The organism is Ruegeria sp. YTSA105 (genome assembly GCF_059610225.1).
Genome location: NZ_JBXWNE010000025.1, coordinates 1 through 16,064, shown reverse-complemented (window position 1 = coordinate 16,064; position 16,064 = coordinate 1). Strand labels below are relative to the sequence as shown.

General features: G+C 54.0%; 17 protein-coding genes and 1 pseudogene. 6 read left to right on the top strand and 12 right to left on the bottom strand.

The window, feature by feature from the left end; genetic code table 11:
- Nucleotides 1–268: 268 nt before the first annotated feature.
- The 7 genes from uxuA to AC2FH2_RS19520 all read right to left on the bottom strand — a co-directional run bounded on the left by uxuA (nt 269) and on the right by AC2FH2_RS19520 (nt 6,509).
- Entirely contained in the window at nt 269–1,504 is a 1,236-nt protein-coding gene (gene uxuA / locus AC2FH2_RS19550) for a mannonate dehydratase (RefSeq protein WP_496824962.1), read from the bottom strand.
- Nucleotides 1,505–1,522: 18 nt separating this feature from the next.
- Nucleotides 1,523–2,455, bottom strand: coding sequence for a sugar kinase (locus tag AC2FH2_RS19545; RefSeq protein WP_496824960.1), 933 nt, complete (start codon nt 2,453–2,455; stop codon nt 1,523–1,525).
- Between the two features lie 5 nt (nt 2,456–2,460).
- Nucleotides 2,461–2,772: a cupin domain-containing protein gene (locus AC2FH2_RS19540; RefSeq protein WP_271952736.1), complete on the bottom strand. Its 312-nt coding sequence runs from the start codon at nt 2,770–2,772 to the stop codon at nt 2,461–2,463.
- Nucleotides 2,773–2,790: 18 nt separating this feature from the next.
- Nucleotides 2,791–3,534, bottom strand: coding sequence for an SDR family NAD(P)-dependent oxidoreductase (locus tag AC2FH2_RS19535; protein WP_271952733.1), 744 nt, complete (start codon nt 3,532–3,534; stop codon nt 2,791–2,793).
- Between the two features lie 96 nt (nt 3,535–3,630).
- A complete protein-coding gene (locus AC2FH2_RS19530) occupies nt 3,631–4,941 on the bottom strand; it encodes a TRAP transporter large permease (protein ID WP_496824957.1) in 1,311 nt (436 codons plus the stop codon).
- Entirely contained in the window at nt 4,938–5,432 is a 495-nt protein-coding gene (locus tag AC2FH2_RS19525; RefSeq protein ID WP_142640369.1) for a TRAP transporter small permease, read from the bottom strand. The genes AC2FH2_RS19530 and AC2FH2_RS19525 overlap by 4 nt, the downstream gene beginning before the upstream one ends.
- A 93-nt stretch (nt 5,433–5,525) precedes the next feature.
- The gene (locus AC2FH2_RS19520) at nt 5,526–6,509 is read right to left on the bottom strand and encodes a TRAP transporter substrate-binding protein (RefSeq protein WP_496824955.1); all 984 of its coding nucleotides are present in this window, start codon (nt 6,507–6,509) and stop codon (nt 5,526–5,528) included.
- A gap of 341 nt (nt 6,510–6,850) precedes the next feature.
- Between AC2FH2_RS19520 and AC2FH2_RS19515 the strand changes: the two genes are divergently transcribed.
- Together AC2FH2_RS19515 and AC2FH2_RS19510 are read left to right on the top strand one after the other, a co-directional pair.
- Nucleotides 6,851–7,531, top strand: a complete 681-nt coding sequence (locus AC2FH2_RS19515) for a GntR family transcriptional regulator (protein ID WP_271952726.1) — start codon at nt 6,851–6,853, stop codon at nt 7,529–7,531.
- Nucleotides 7,532–7,651: 120 nt separating this feature from the next.
- Nucleotides 7,652–8,418 (top strand): annotated as a pseudogene (locus AC2FH2_RS19510) (IS5 family transposase).
- Nucleotides 8,419–8,734: 316 nt separating this feature from the next.
- Here AC2FH2_RS19510 and AC2FH2_RS19505 read toward each other — a convergent pair.
- The 5 genes from AC2FH2_RS19505 to AC2FH2_RS19485 are packed head-to-tail and all read right to left on the bottom strand — an operon-like array spanning nt 8,735 to nt 12,375.
- A complete protein-coding gene (locus AC2FH2_RS19505; protein ID WP_142640372.1) occupies nt 8,735–9,304 on the bottom strand; it encodes a TetR/AcrR family transcriptional regulator in 570 nt (189 codons plus the stop codon).
- A 3-nt stretch (nt 9,305–9,307) separates the two neighbouring features.
- Nucleotides 9,308–10,366, bottom strand: coding sequence for a flavin monoamine oxidase family protein (locus tag AC2FH2_RS19500; RefSeq protein ID WP_496824953.1), 1,059 nt, complete (start codon nt 10,364–10,366; stop codon nt 9,308–9,310).
- 3 nt (nt 10,367–10,369) lie between these two features.
- Nucleotides 10,370–11,053 (bottom strand): SDR family NAD(P)-dependent oxidoreductase, encoded by a 684-nt coding sequence (locus AC2FH2_RS19495; protein WP_142640374.1) that lies wholly within the window; start codon nt 11,051–11,053, stop codon nt 10,370–10,372.
- Nucleotides 11,053–11,721 (bottom strand): cupin domain-containing protein, encoded by a 669-nt coding sequence (locus tag AC2FH2_RS19490; protein WP_496824951.1) that lies wholly within the window; start codon nt 11,719–11,721, stop codon nt 11,053–11,055. The genes AC2FH2_RS19495 and AC2FH2_RS19490 overlap by 1 nt, the downstream gene beginning before the upstream one ends.
- Nucleotides 11,722–11,754: 33 nt before the next feature.
- Complete coding sequence (locus tag AC2FH2_RS19485) at nt 11,755–12,375, bottom strand: glutathione S-transferase family protein (protein ID WP_085822351.1); 621 nt, start codon at nt 12,373–12,375, stop codon at nt 11,755–11,757.
- Between the two features lie 198 nt (nt 12,376–12,573).
- Here AC2FH2_RS19485 and AC2FH2_RS19480 point away from each other — a divergent pair, with 198 nt between their 5' ends.
- From AC2FH2_RS19480 to AC2FH2_RS19465, 4 genes are all read left to right on the top strand, one after another.
- Nucleotides 12,574–13,404, top strand: coding sequence for an IS5 family transposase (locus tag AC2FH2_RS19480; RefSeq protein ID WP_496824949.1), 831 nt, complete (start codon nt 12,574–12,576; stop codon nt 13,402–13,404).
- Between the two features lie 425 nt (nt 13,405–13,829).
- Nucleotides 13,830–14,504: a phosphatidylserine decarboxylase gene (locus AC2FH2_RS19475; protein WP_496824947.1), complete on the top strand. Its 675-nt coding sequence runs from the start codon at nt 13,830–13,832 to the stop codon at nt 14,502–14,504.
- A gap of 12 nt (nt 14,505–14,516) precedes the next feature.
- Nucleotides 14,517–15,263: a CDP-diacylglycerol--serine O-phosphatidyltransferase gene (gene pssA, locus AC2FH2_RS19470; protein WP_282027913.1), complete on the top strand. Its 747-nt coding sequence runs from the start codon at nt 14,517–14,519 to the stop codon at nt 15,261–15,263.
- Nucleotides 15,264–15,272: 9 nt separating this feature from the next.
- Complete coding sequence (locus AC2FH2_RS19465; RefSeq protein ID WP_282027914.1) at nt 15,273–15,896, top strand: class I SAM-dependent methyltransferase; 624 nt, start codon at nt 15,273–15,275, stop codon at nt 15,894–15,896.
- The last annotated feature ends 168 nt before the right edge of the window (nt 15,897–16,064 follow it).

Genomic DNA, 16,064 nt, shown 5'->3' with positions numbered 1-16,064 from the left:
CAGGTGCCCGAAGGTCTTCCTCTCAGCAATCGCCATCGCAGCTCTCGTCATCTATTGGCTATGAGTCCTGACCCTAGGCGCCAACAGTTCGACCAACCGGTTTCCTCGAACCGGACCTTCATGCAAAGCGCAGCATTTTCAACCGCTCAAGACCCAAAGCGCGCACACAGCGGACTTCTGCCGACAGGTTACTGTCGTCTTCTGATCACATACTGGTATCATCAAGCCCAGCAAAAGGTCTGATCTGTCCGGAGGAGCAGACGCTCGCTTAAATGCCGCGAATATTGGCATCGGACCCAGGTGAAATCAAAGTGCAACCGTGCATAACACCGCGCAGTTCGGCGAGGCCGCGCATTCTGCCTATGAGCGGGTAGCCGGGCTGGGAAGGACGAGCGAGATCGTTCAGCAAAGCGTGGCCATGGTCCGGGCGCATGGGAATCTCATAATCTGATCGCCCCTGATTGCGGCGCCGCGTTTCTTCGACCATCAAGGCGCGAATTGTTGCAACCATATCTGTGTCTCCTGCCAAATGTTCAGACTCGGAAAAACTATGGCGATTGCGGTCGCTTGAACCGTCCCGCACGGTATTGCGAAGATGTACAAAGTGGATCCGATGGCCGTGCTGAGCAATGAAGGATACTGGGTCGAAGTCTTCGGCAACCCCCAATGACCCGGTGCATAGCGTTGCTCCGTTTGCCGGGCTGTCAACGGCATCCAACACGGTCGCGTAATCACTTTGCGACGACATGACCCGTGGAAGCCCAAGCAGTGGAAAAGGTGGGTCATCTGGATGGCAACAGAGCCGGACGCCGAGGTCTTCGGCCGTTGGAACAACCTCGGAAAGGAAATCAACCAGGTTGGAGCGGAGGGTTTCGGGCGTCACGCCAACATATGCGTCGAGGTTTCGTTTCACGTCCTCAAGAGACCAATTGTCGTTCGCCCCCGGCAAACCAGCGACGATATTGTTCGACAGCTTCAGGCGATCTCCATCACCCAGATCTGCAAACCGGGCCCGTGCGGCTTCTATGATCACCGCTGAATAATCTTGCTCCGCGCGTTGCCTGCATAGGATGAAACAATCGAACATGACAAAATCCAAGAGATCAAACCGCATTGCGTGCCCACCATGTGGCAGCGGATGGCTCAGGTCTGTGCGCGTCCAATCCAGAACTGGCATGAAGTTGTAGCAGACTGTGTGAATGCCACATTCGGCCAAATTACGTAGGCTTTCCTTGTACATTTCAAGGTGTTGCCTTACCGGGCCGGTTTGCGATTTGATCGCTTCGGACACCGGAACGCTTTCAACAACGTCCCAGGTCAATCCAGATGGAACGCCTCCGGGCTGCTCAATCTGTTGCTGCCGCTCTTTGATGTGCTCGACTGACCAAACCTCTCCTGTTGGAACATGGTGCAAGGCTGAGACGATGCCGGTTGCACCGGTTTGCCTGATTTCGCCAATGGAGATCGCATCAGAAGGGCCAAACCAGCGCCAAGTCTGTTTCATGATCTTGCTACTCCTTGATCAAGAGGTATCACAACCCATCTCATCCTTACCAAGATCTAAGTTAACCGGGACGAGTGCGCCTTTGTGACGGACGACATGGCCTGCCAGACGACACCCCTTGCGTATGCCTGTTGCCAAATCATCCTGCCTAACAACGCTTACCAAGACACCTGCATTGAAACTGTCCCCTGCCGCAGTGGTATCGACAATGCCCCTCGCTGGATCAACGCCTACCTCTCCACGTTGACCTGCTTTTTGAAAAACCACAGGCTGCGCGCTGTTCTTGACGACAATCTGATCGACACCAGCCTTTGCATACCGATCCAGCGTCGCAATTGAATCGCCGTCCCCGAACCATACGGCTTCGTCATCATAAGATGGCAGAACGATATCGGATTGCGCAGCAGCTTTCATAACTGTGTCTGTCATTTCCTGCGGCGTAGACCAAAGCTGTGGTCTTAGATTTGTATCAAAGGCAACAGTCGTTCCGGATGCACGTGCACGACGCAACGCATCGAACAGCATTTCGCGTGATTGTGGATCGAAAATAGCGAGGGTTATTCCAGAAAAGTAGATTAAGTCTGCGCCCTTAACTGCCCGCCCGAGTGCAATCTCGTCGACCGCAAGTTGCCTGGCGGCAGAGTCGCTGCGCCAGTATGAAAAACTGCGCTCACCATTGCTGAGATGGATGAGATATAGCCCAATCGTTTTGCCCGCAATGACTTGGACGTGCGTGTCGGATATCCTGCTGTCTTTCATGAACGCCCGCAGATCCTGCGAAATCGCATCATCTCCGACAGCCGTCAGATAGTTGACGTCGATATCTGCGGCGATTTGTGCAAGATACCATGCTGTATTGAAGGTATCGCCCGCAAAACCAAGCTTGAATTCACCAAACCGTTCAGATGGGGCAAGTTCTGCCATGCATTCGCCGATTGCCAGTACACGCATATCAGTTACAGAAAATCATCGCGGCGGGGCGTGAAACTGTCGACCAATGTCCCAGGTTCCAGGCATGTGCAGCCATGGGTTTGGCCGGGCGGGATGACAAAACTTTCACCGGGGCCAAACTCTTGTTCGTGCTCACCCAACGTAAACCGAAATCGACCGCTTTCGACATAGGTCGCCTGCACATGCGGATGGCTGTGTAGAGCACCAATCGCCCCGGTCGCGTAAAACCGGAAGGCAACAACCATGAGGTCAGAATGATCAGATAGCACCTGCCGCGTGACATGTTCACCTGTAGAGACGATCGGGAAATTGGGCACAGGTTCTCTCCTTGCTTGTTAGGAAAACAGCATGCCACCGTTGAGATCAATGTTTGCGCCCGTGATGAAGGCACTGTCCTCGCAGGCCAGAAATAAAACGAGATTTGCAGCGTCATCGACATGACCCTGACGCTTTAGCGGTGCGTTGGCTTCAAAGCCGCGTCGACCAGCATCAGGTGTATGAACATTGTGAAAATCGGTATCGATCATGCCAGGACAAAGTGCATTCACACGAATGTCTGGGCCGACCTCTTTTGCCAAACCGCGTGTCATGGTCATGACCGCGCCCTTGGCCGTGGCATAGGCGACGGCACCCGGTCCACCACCATCGCGCCCGGCCTGACTGGCGAGATTGACGATAGTTCCAGACGTCATCCTGGACAGGCAAGCCTGCGTCATCAGGAATGTGCTGGTCAGATTCAGGCTCATCACGGCGTCCCAATGTTCAACAGACATTTCCGCAATGGTTTTGCGGGCGATCAGACCGCCTGCATTATTGACCAGAATATCGACGCCGCCAAAGGTTTCGACCGTGCGATACACAAGCGCGTCAACATCCGCCTTCTTGTTCAGGTCACCCTGCACGGCAATCGCCTTACCACCGTTGGCTTCGATTGCGGCAACAGCTTCATCCGCGCCGTTTGAGCTGGAAAAATAGTTGATCGCAACATTTGCGCCTTCAGAGGCGAGTTTGATCGCAACCGCGCGGCCAATATCACGGCCTCCTCCGGTTACAATGGCGGTTTTACCTGCAAGTTTCATGTCGGTCCTTCCTATTACAAAGCGCCAGCTTCGCTTGTGTCACGGGTTTCAGTTGGCGGCCCTCTCAGAGCGCTCTCAGCGCAAGTTGAGACGCCATTATCGGAACGCCCCCGGCATAACTGCCTTTGGGAGCCACAGAATGATTTCGGGGAATGCCGCCAACAGAATGAGGATGACCAGCATTGGGGCAAGGATAAGCACGACCTCACGCAGGACTTGCACAACGTTTAGGCCGCCGATCGCTGCAGAGATGAGCAAACACAAGCCGTATGGCGGTGTCACCAGCCCGAAGGCAAGCGAGACAATGCCGATGATAGCGAAGGCGATCGGATCAACCCCACCCGCCTGCGCCACGGGCATCAGAACCGTGCCAAGAATGATGATTGTCGGGATTGCATCGATGAACAGGCCAAAGAGAAGAAACAGAAGGGCAATCAAGATAGCCGTTCCAAATGCCCCGAACTCCCAAGCAGTCAGAACACTGACAATCAGGCGCGGCGCATCGTAGAACGACAGTAGCCAGCCGAATGCCGACGCAGTGCCGATCGCAAACAGTGAAATGGCTGCAAAGCGTGCCGTATCGTAGAGGATGAAGCCCAAATCTCTGGGTGTTACTGTCCGATAGACAAACATACCCAGGATCAGCGCGTAACCCGCCGCGATGATTGCACTTTCAGTTGGTGTGACGAGGCCGCCCACGATACCGCCAATCACAAAGACCGGCGTCAAAAGAGCCAGTGCAGCACCTTTCCAAGCGGCCCAGAACTCACCCCAATTAGGCGTCGCTGTCACCGGGTAATTGCGGGCTTTTGCGAAGCCATAGACAGTGGCCATCAAGGCAAGGCCAATCATCAGGCCCGGAATTGCACCACCCAGAAACAACGCGCCGACAGAGACCTGCATGACGCCGCCCCAGACGATCATCAGGATCGATGGTGGGATGATGACCCCCATCACCGAAGAGCAGGCGGTAATGGCAACGGCAAACCGTGTATCGTATCCTTCTTTCTGCATGGCAGGGATCAGGATTTTTCCGATACCCGCCGCATCTGCTGTAGAAGACCCTGAGATACCTGCGAACAGCATCGACACAGCGACATTTACATGACCCAATCCGCCGGGCATCCAGCCGGTTAGCACACGGGCCAGTTCGATCAGCCGGTCGGTTACTTTGCCGGAATTCATCAGGTTGGCCGCCAGTAGAAAGAATGGAACGGCCAATAAGATGAAGGAGTTATAGGATTGGAACATCCGATCCAGCACGATGAACGGGGTCAGCCGCAGCTCAAGCAACACAACCGGGAGGGTCGCCAAACCCAATGCGAATGCCACTGGGATGCGGATGAAAATCAGCACCAGAAAGCCAGCAATAAGCATCGTGGCGGCAGTTGCAGTATCGAGGATCATGTCTGGCTGCTCTCTCGGTTTAGATATTTCGCGATGGTTTCGGACAACCGGTAGCCTGACAGGAGAAACCAAAACCCTCCGGCAATCGGGACCGAGATGTGCGTAATCGCAAGATTTGCACGCATCATTACCGACCGCTGTTTGCCCCCAAATTCGGTGTATTCGATGCCGTAAAACAGGAAGAACGCCCCAAAAATCATGATGGCAACGTGAACGATGCCGTCTTGGAACAAACGTGGCAGCGGTCTCATTGCGTTGCGGGTAATCCGAACGTCAAAATGGGTGCCGTCCCAAACAGCGACAATAGACCCAATCATCACAATCCAGACGAACAGGAACGTCGCCAGTTCTTCGGTCCAAAGATAAGTTGGGATCAAACCGGTGTAGCGAGAGACAACTTGCATCGCGACCGGTATCGCCAATGCCCCCATCATCACGCCAAGCAATATACGAAGCCCAGTGCAGAACCTATCCAGATATTTTCCAAGCATGTTCCACCCTACATCGCAATGTGACGCGCCAAGCGCATCGGGATTTATGCCAACGGGCGAGTTTGATTACTTACTCGCCCGTCAGCTGGGAGATCACATTCCGCGAACGTTGTTGAGCAGTTCTGTCGCCCCCAGCTCTTCGGCATAGGCGTCCTGCACTGGCTGAACCAGTTCCAGCATTTTCTCGCGACCCTCGAACTCATGCACTTCGATCTGACCTGCGTCGATCATTGCTTGAAGTTTTTCGCCGTCCTGACCGCTCTCCAACGCGCGGCCAAATGCACCGGCCTCAGCGCCGGAATCCATGATGGCGGCTTGCAGGTTCTCAGGCAGTTCATCGAAGATTTTTGCTGACATCACAATTGGGCGCACGGTGATCGTGTGCTGGGTCAATGAGACATGCGGCGCAACTTCGTAGAACTTCAGGTTCTGGATCGAGGCCGCTTCATTCTCAAATCCGGCAATAACGCCTGTTTGGATTGCGTTATAGACTTCGTTGTAGGCAATGGCAGATGGCGCCGCGCCAACAGCTGAGAATGTCTGGGCCTGAATTGGGGCCCCCATGACGCGCATGCGGTGTCCGGCAAGTTCATCCATGTTTGTGATGGGCTCGGCTGAGGCCAGGTTCCGCACACCGCCGCCATGATACCCAACAATCACGATACCTGCAGCTTCGCGCAGATCGTCCTCAAGGGGTTTCAGCGCATCCGACGAAAGGACCGCATCCCAGTGTTCAAGATCACGGAACAGGAAAGGCATATCCATCAAAGGAATGGACTCTGAAAACACCGCCATGTTGGACGGGGCAAGGATCGTATAATCTACGGCGACACCTTGGTTGAGGTAGGTGACGTAATCGGATTCAACCCCAAGCTCACCATTCAGGCGCAGATCAAATTCGACCTCGCCATCATATTTCTCTGCGACCAGTCGTTCAAACTCGCGCAAGGTCTTAGTGAATGCATGTTCTTCATCAAACATGCTTGCCCCGCGCAGTGTGACATCAGCTTGCGCGGTCGAAACCCCGCCCAACAAAACAGCCGTCACAGCCAACGTCTTTAGTGAAAAATTGAACATTCTATCCTCCCAGATCAGGTTCAGGTCTTGTTTTCTTCCAGTCGTCTTTGACCGGCGATCGTGTTCGAAACCTTGCAAGTGGTCACGCCAGATCAGCCTTCACCCCAATTTGGATGATCTGATTTCCTCCCAGCTAGCACACTTGTTCCGCCCTCGTTGATGGGCACACCCAACACGATAACTGGGATACTAGTCAACATAAATTTTCTAGATACTATTTAGATATGTGATATTTTCCTTTTAGAACAATGAATATAATGTAACCTAGTATCCTAATTTGCTCTATTATTTCTCTCTCTGATCTGCCACAATGTCGCCAAACAGAGGTTGGAAAACAAAAAATGGCAGCTTTGGGAACCCTTGAACGTACGACGAGTAGCGATGTCGTCTTTGACGAACTGTTTGGACAAATCACCCGCCTGGAGCTGCTTCCAGGGACAAAGATATCCGAAACGGATGTTGCGAAATCATTCGGGTTTTCACGCCAGCCTGTGCGCGAGGCTTTCACGCGACTTTCCAACCTCAATCTCCTTTTGGTGCGGCCACAACGCGCGACAGTTGTTCGACCGTTCTCACGCCAGCTCATCGCGAATGCCCGCTTTGTGCGTGCCGCAGTCGAATTGGAGGTCATCCGCACTGCCGTGTCAGATCGCGACAAGTCGGTAGACGCGGCATTAAAAGCTAACCTTCGTGAACAGGCGGATGCAATCTCAGCAGAAGATGTCAATTTGTTCCATGATCTGGACTACCAGTTTCACAAACTGCTTTGCGCCTCGGCCAAACAGGCGTTTGCGTTTGAAATCATCGCCGAAAACAAAGCGCAGGTTGACCGCCTTTGCATGCTGGCATTAACCAGCAAAGAAGCAATGGATGATTTGTATTTGGATCATCAATCTCTTTTAAAGGCCCTGTTCAGCGGGGATGCGTGGGCGGCGGATCAAGTTCTTCGTACGCATCTTGACCGTTTGACGCCAACCATTCAGGCAATCTACACAACGCATAACGCATACTTTGATGAATAGGTAGCTAGATATCGGATGGCTTTTCGCCTCATCACCCTAGTCTAAATTCATACATATTAGGTCGTGTTGACAAAAGGGATTCACAACGACCTCTGATCGTTATTCAAGCCGGTATCTGCGATGGAGGCCAGCTTGGCACGAAATCTAATGCCGGACGAGGAGTGGGCGTTCTTTGAACGGTTCATCCTTTCGGTCCGTGCCCCGAATGGGCGCAGACCTACCAATCATCGCCTTGTTCTTGATGGTGTTTTCTGGATTGCGTGTACAGGTGCCCCGCGGCGAGACTTGCCTGAGGAGTTTGGGAAGGGGTCGAGTGTCTACCGACAGTTCCGGCGCTGGACTCTCGCGGGGCTCTGGGAACAGATCCTGGAAGCCTTGACCGGGAGCAAGATCGTTCCTGACGCTCTTCAAATGGTCGACAGTACAGTGGTTCGTGCCCATCATCAGGCAGCGGGCGTAAAAGGGGGACTCCGCAACAGGGTTTTGGCCGCTCAAAAGGCGGCTTCACGACCAAGACCCACCTCCGGGTAAATGCCGCTGGGCTGCCGATTAGAACGGACATCACACCCGGCCAGACATCGGACTATCTCGGATTTGATCGGGTCATGCACGACAACCTGCCGGAGCCAGTCGAGCTGCTGGCCGACAAATAGTACGATGCCGACCGTATTCGCACCGAACTGCACAGCCGGGGCATTCGACCGGTGATCCCAATGCGAAAGTCCCGAAAGAGGCGCGTTGGGTTGGATTGGCCCCTCTACCGGCTGAGAAACCTGGTCGAGAGATGTTTCAACAAACTTAAGAATGCTCGGCGGGTGGCTACCCGCTGTGACAAGACAGCCGAAAGCTTCCTCGGTTTCGTGGATATCACTTCAATCCGCCTCTAGATCCGCCATTTGTCAACATGACCTAGCAGTCGATAACAACTGCATTGTTGCGCATTGCGATGCCGGTGGAGCAGGAGCCATCCACCCCATCTCCTTCGACGGGCCTCACTGCAGCATCGCTAATCCTCGGGCAATGGCAGCAACGGGCCGTCCACAATCTGTGTAGGGCAGGCGGACAACCGATGCCGTATCGCATCTGAGGTCCGTTCAGAGCCCAAAACGACCAATGCTGCAGAGCGCAGCAATGTCTGTTTTTGAACGTGCTCAAGTCCTAACGGACAAAAGCCAGTGTCAGGACGAAGGGTTGCGCGTTGGTTTATTGAACCAATCGCTTGGACAAAATCTGGACTGCCGCTTCAAACCTTTGCGGGTCCTGTGCCACTCGGGCTGCCAGTTGTGCGCCCTCGAGCAAAGGCAGTGTTGCGGCGGCTTCTGCTGCCGGATCGGCAACATGTAGGATCGTTCCATCGCCCTGACCCAGTGAAAATACCCTCGCAAGCCATTCGGTCATCATTGTGCGAAAACGGTTCATCTCGGCAATCGTGTCTGCTGATAGATTTTCTGTACTGGTCGAAAAAGACACGCACAGGCACAAGCTTTGACCACCTTCAAGTGCGCCACGATACCGCTTGATCAAAGCGGCCAAGCGCGTCGCCCCTGTTGCATGGTCTTGATCAATCTCGCCACAGGCGGTTTCCAAATCTGAATAATACCGCTGCATCAGCGCGACGGCCAAAGCTGCCTTGCTGGCGAAATGATGGTGAATGCTGGCCTTTGTGATTCCGACGTCGGCGGCCAGGTCGGCATAGCTGAACCCATCAAAGCCACGTCTGCGCGCGGCCCGTTCAGCCGAATTGAGCAGAGTTGTCTTGGTGTCGGTCGCCATGTGTTATCCAAGATTTTGGTCGTTTAGGCTGTGTAGGACATTCTCTGCCGCTTCCAAAGCACCTTCGATATAGCCGCCGAAAACCGGGGCGACCTCTGTTCCTGCGAAATGCAGCTTTCCGTTCCACAGATTGCTCATCGCCTTCGGTAGACCGTATGTCGGATGGGCATATAGCGGTGCCTTATCCGCCTCAGTTGCAGTGTAGGGATCAATGGCCCAGTCTTTCAAGTAGAGCTTTTGGGGCTCGGCGGCTTCAGGCCCGAACAACCGTGTTAATTGAGCGTGCAGGTGCTGACGCAGCAGTTGTTCGTCCGCGCGACCTTGGGGCGGTACACCGATGAAGCCAAATAGCGCGTATGGTCCGCCCTCAGGGGGGGATGCATCATGGATTTCGACCATCGGTCCTTTCCGGCTCATTGCATCACCGGACAGTCCTTGTTTGCGCCAGAATGGTTTGTCGTACACCGCAACAGCCTTGGCCTGACCTGCCATCCATGTCGCGATGCCTTTCATGGTTTGGGCGGCTTCGGCAGACAATGCGGGCGAAAATGCGATTTCGGCCGCAACGCGTGGGGGCACAGCGAGGACAGCTTGATCCGCGTGGATCTGTTCGCCCTTTGCCGTTGTTGCAATGAATTGATCGCCGGACATGTCAAGTTTAACAACCGGCGCGTTTAGCTGTTTGCGATGATCCGGCAGGCAGTTGGCCAATGCGTCTGTCAGAGCAGCCAACCCTCCCTTTAGCCGCCATGACCCTTCCATTGATGAAAAACCCTGCCCGCGTTGCACGTTGCCATGTTCATCCTCAAAGGTCTGAGCGCCATCGGCGAATTGGTCGAACTTTGTCAGACCAAACCGATCAATCAGAGCTGCAATACGTGGCTGGCCCGGCCAGAACCAGGCAGGCCCCATGTCAAAGTAGCCTGCCTCCAGATGCTGCGTCATGATTCGCCCGCCAAACCGCGGGCGGGCCTCAATCAGCATATAGTCGCGCCCTTGCGCCTCAAGACGTTCGGCTAAGACAAGTCCTGACAACCCGCCGCCGACAATCAGCGTTTGCATGCGCTAGAACCCTTCGGATGCCGGGCGCAGATCTAGCTCGTGCGTCCATGTGGATTTGGGTTGGCGGGCGAGGCTACAGTAAGCCTCTGCGATGTCCTCGGGCTTCATCATCTTGCCCGGATCAAGGTTGTGCAGGTCCCGAGATCGCGCTGTATCAATGATACCGTCCAGAATCGCGTGGCAGACATGAACACCTGCTGGTTGATACTCCCGTGCAAGCGATTGCGTCAGGCCGCGCAAGGCGAATTTTGCGCTGGCAAAGGCCGAGAATCTTGTACCACCCCGCAAGGACGCTGTGGCGCCAGATACAATGAACGTACCACCGCCAGCGCGGACCATCGGTTGCAGTGTCGATTGGGCAAGCAAAATGGCAGACTGCACCATCGATCCCCACGTGCGTTGATAATCAGCAAGCCGGGTTTCTGCGAAAGGCGCGATGATCAGTTCGCTCGTGTTGTGGATCACAACCTTGGGCGGGCCATGTTCTGCGATAACCTGTGCCAGGAGGCTGGGAACGGCACTCTCGTCCGTCAGGTCCATCTCAAAGAACTGGCCAATCACCGTTTCAGGTTGCGTGCGTCCCAAGCCAACGGCAGCAAAGCCATCTTTTGTGAAACGGGACAACAGGGACTGACCAAGGCCAGCCCCCGCGCCGGCCACAAGGACCAAAGGTTTTTCAACACTCATCAGACGGCAGGCGGTTTGGCGTGGGGCAAATGACCCGTCTTGATCCACAGCTTTGCCCCATCAGGGCCAGCCGTTGCAGACAGTTGATCGCCTTCCGGCAGTCGCAGCCATGCTCCTTTTTCAAGCGTATCGCTGCCTTCGGTGACGGAACCGGCAATCACCAGCATTTCGATCCCACCCACATCGGTAATTTCCAGTGTCGCGCCTGCATCAAGGTGGCTGTAGGTAACTGTTTCACGCGCATCACGGTGTAGTTCAGCCGTTGCGACACCATCCACAGGATCGGTCAGTTCTTCGGCCATGGTTTTGCGAAACTGATTGCGGTCGGCCATGTCGAACTGCCACAGCTTTACAAAGATCGTGCAGCCCGGCTCTGACCCCGGCGTATGTGCAGTGGTGGGAGGATTGCGCACATATGTCCCTTCGGGGAAGTCGCCATGTTCGTCCTGAAATACACCATCGAGCACGATGAATTCTTCGCCACCTGTATGGGTGTGTTCCGAAAATTTGCTGCCCGGCGCATAGCGCACTATCGTCGTGGCACGGGCAACTTCGCCGCCGATGCGGTCCAGCATACGCCGATCCACACCGGGCATAGGCGAAGCGTTCCACTCAAGCTGTTCAGAATGAACAACCACGCGTGTTTTAAAGTCTGCGTTCAGTTCCATGTTTTTCCTTTCGGCTTGAGTGGTATCGCGTCCTTAACCTGCGATGCTGGGCCGTGCCGAGACCTTTGCACGCCATGCCGTCAGATTGGAGAGTGTCTCTGGAATGTCGACCTTGGCAAAGTCCGCAAAGGCAAGACCGGCAAACGCTGTGATATCAGCAACCGAAAACTCAGAACCAGCCAGATATTCATTGTCAGCCAGAACTTCATCCAAGTAAGCCATTGTCTGACCAGCAACTTGCTTTTGCTTGTTGCCCCATTCAGCACATTGATAGGTCTCAAGGTCTGGCCCAAGACCTGGTGTGGCATGGTGAAAGTAGGTTCCCACAGCATTCAGCAGACCATTTTCTGCACGCAGGTTCATCATCGAAATTTGCGCACGTTGTTTTGGTGTCTCTCCGGTCAGCGACGGGCCTTCGAAATGGTTGTCGATATATTCTGTAATCGCATTGCACTGCGAAATATGTGTACCGTCCGCCAACTCAAGGCATGGCACAACGGCATCGGGGTTTTTGGCTTTAAAGGCCTCGGTGCGATGTTCGCCACCCATCACGTCAACCGGAACGAATTGGACCTGGTCTGTTGCGCCTTTTTCAGCAAGCGCAATGCGCACACGTGCGGGGTTTGGGAATCCCTCAGTATCATAGATTTTCATGTCGTCACTCCTTGTGAACTGACATCTATCTACTAGTAGGTAGATATCTTGGGCAAGATGTATTTTGGTCGTTGCGATAACAAGGTTGTTACGATGATAAGTTTAGCAGCGTCTGGATTTGATGCCAGCTTCCTTCGAAGCGGTCATTTGTGTCGTCCTAATGAATAACAATAAAGTCCCGCAAAATGATGTTGTTGCATGGATAGCCGAGCCGCGATATCGCCGCCGCTCACTCTGACGCAAGCGGCGATACATCCCTACAAATTCAACAATGCCCGTCGCAACAAGTTTCCCAAGGCTACGTATCGTGTTACGAACTGCTCGGAATACGACGAAAGTCTCCGGCGTCGAGGTGATGTGACGATCTGGGTTTCTGATGATGTTGTGAAGAACTGGGCTTCGCCACGCCGCAAGACACGCGGCGGTCAATCGCTTTATTCAGATCTGGCAATCGAGATCAGTCTCACTCTGCGGGTCGTGTTTCGACTTCCGCTCAGACAAACTCAGAGTTTCATGCGGTCGATTGCCAGGCTGATGGGCATTGACCTCGTAGTACCGGACTTCTCGACCTTGTCGCGACGCGGTAAGCGGATGAAGATTGTCCAAAACCGGCGAGACGCAAATAAGCCAATCACCCTCATTGTGGACAGCACAGGCCTGAAAGTGCGTGGCGACAAGGGCTGGCATGGAGAAAAACACGGCATCAGGAAGGCGCGCAAAACATGGCGCAAGCTCCACATCAGGCTTGGCCCGGAAACCGGTGATATCGCTGCAACGGAATTGACCACCGAACACGTGGGCAATGAAACGGCACTGCCAGATTTGCTAGCTGACATGGATGTTGATGTGAACCGCTTTCTGGCGGATGGAGCATATGACGGCCAATGTGTTGCAGACTGTCTGTTGGACAAGTTCGGATCCAGGATTGAGATCATTATACCCCCACCTAAAAACGCGGTTCGCGGCGAGAATGCACGGCGCAATCAACACATCGATACCATCGCTGAACATGGCAGAATGAATTGGTAAAGTGAGACGGGAGACAACCAGCGATCACGGGTTGAAGCCTAGATCGGCAGATGGAAACAAGTTATCGGCGATCGCCTGCAAGCGTGTGATCTCGACCGGCAAATAGCTGAAGCGAAAATTGCATCAAAAGCGCTCAACCGCATGACATCTCTCAATCGTGCGGATTACGAACGCGTCTTCTAACGTGATGGGGTATGGGGCAAATTCGTCTCAAACCTGATCCATGCAACACGGTCGTGGAATGCCACAACGGAAATCTGGCGCTTAGTCCAACCGCCGATACCTGGGCATCAAAAAAGCTGTCAGTAGAACCCATAAAATTGTAACACCCCGCCATCAATCGTTGCCCACCGCAATAGTCCCACTTGCCTTCCCTACCAATCCACTTATGAAGTTCAATCAGTTGACCTAGGGGAAAGATTGCGATGCGCATGCGCGATACGTTCATCAAACCGATGCACCCGGAAGGTATTCGGTTTGTCGCGATCTTTGCCGCCGTTACGGTCGGTCTGTTTCTCCTGTCTAACGTTCTGGGCTGGATTGGTGTCGGCCTCACGATCTGGTGCTACTATTTCTTTCGCGACCCGGAACGCGTGCCACCCACAGGAGAAGGGTTGATCGTCAGCCCAGCGGACGGGGTGGTTTCGCTGATCGAAGCGGCGGTGCCGCCGAACGAGCTTGGAATGCCTGACACGCCTCTCACCCGTGTCAGTGTGTTCATGAGTGTCTTCAACTGTCATGTGAACCGCACGCCAATTGAAGGTGAGATTACCGCTGTTGCATATCGCCCCGGCAAGTTTTTCAACGCATCCCTGGACAAGGCCAGTGCTGATAATGAGCGCAACAGCCTGCGCATTCGTATGAAAAACGGTCAGGATCTGGCTGTTGTCCAGATTGCCGGCCTCGTGGCCAGACGGATCGTCTGCTTCGTGAAGCCAGGCGCAGCGATGCAAACTGGCGAACGATTTGGATTGATCCGCTTCGGGTCTCGGCTGGATGTTTATCTTCCTGATGGCGTGGTCCTACAAGTGCGTGTAGGGCAAACGATGATTGCGGGCGAAACCGTCCTTGCCAGTTTGCCCACCCTTGAAGAAAAGTAGGTAACTGGATCAGTGGCAAAACCATCCAAACAGGAAGAGACCGAGTTTGCGCTGATCCACTTGTTGCCCAATGCGTTGACCATAACGGCCATATGCGCGGGTCTGTCGGCAATCAGATTTGGCGTTCAGGGCAATTACGTGCTCGCTGTCCAGTTGATAATTGCCGCCTGTGTGCTGGATGGGCTGGATGGCCGTATTGCGCGCCTTCTCAGCAGTGACAGCAAACTGGGGGCCGAACTGGACTCACTTGCAGATTTCTTGAACTTCGGGGTCGCCCCACCGCTCGTTCTTTATTTCTGGGCCTTGCAGGATATACGCAGTGCGGCTTGGATTGCGGTTCTGTTTTTTGCTGTGTGCTGCGTCATGCGCCTTGCCCGGTTCAATGTGGGCGGCAAATCCGAAACCTGCGATCAAGATGGGGCCTATTTCGAGGGAGTACCCGCCCCTGCAGGGGCGCTGCTTGTCATGTTGCCAATGTATCTGTCCTTCGCCTTCGCCGATGCCCCTTTGCTGCCCAGTATATTGATTTGCCTTTATATGGTGATCATAGGTCTTCTGCTTATCAGCCAAATACCGACCTGGTCATTCAAGACGACGCGAATCTCGCGCGAGAACGCAAAGTTTTTTCTCATCGGTGTCGCTGTTGCGGGGGCCGCATTGCTGACTTTCGCCTGGGCTACGTTGATTGTGCTTTGTTTCGGATATGTGGGTACGGTCGCCTGGGCGTGGCTCGACAGGGGAATACCTTCTAACCGTTAAGGACTCGATATGGACATCAAAGCCGTTCAAACTTCCTATGCTCGCTGGGCCCCCATCTACGACAAGACGTTTGGGGCAGTTACCAATGTCGGGCGGCAGCAGGCGGTTGATTTTATCAATAGACGTCCAGGCAAAGTTCTGGAGGTTGGCGTCGGCACCGGACTTTCGCTGGAACATTACGGGCCCGAAACGCAAGTGACCGGAATCGATTTCAGTGAGGACATGCTGCAAAAGGCGCGCGACAAAGCAAAAGATCTATCGCTGAACCATGTTGCCGAGCTGAGGCAAATGGATGCGCGCACGCTTGATTTTCCAGACAACTATTTCGATACGGTTGCGGCAATGCACGTGCTATCCGTCGTACCGGAACCGGAAAGGGTAATGGCGGAAATAGCACGGGTCTGTAAACCGGGTGGAAAAGTAGTAATTACCAACCATTTCCAACGAAAGCGGGGGTTGCTCGCATCCTTGGAACGCGCGATTGCTCCGGTCGCAAATACGATTGGCTGGCATTCTGATTTCGATATTGAAACAGTACTGCAAGAGGATGCGCTTGCCGTAGAGGAGCAAAGAACCCTTCCACCTCTGGGGATGATGACATTTTTGGTACTGAAAAAATCAGTTGTCACGTAACTGTTCAGTGAAAGAACTTGGTACGACTGCAAACAGGAAACTGAGCAACACCAGCTTTTCTTGAGCCTCCCCAACTGAACTGGTCCCCCGTTATGTTTAGGAAACGGAGGACCTAGAATGGCAAACAAGCGACCGAAGCCGGAAGAGATTGTCTCGAAGTTACGGCAA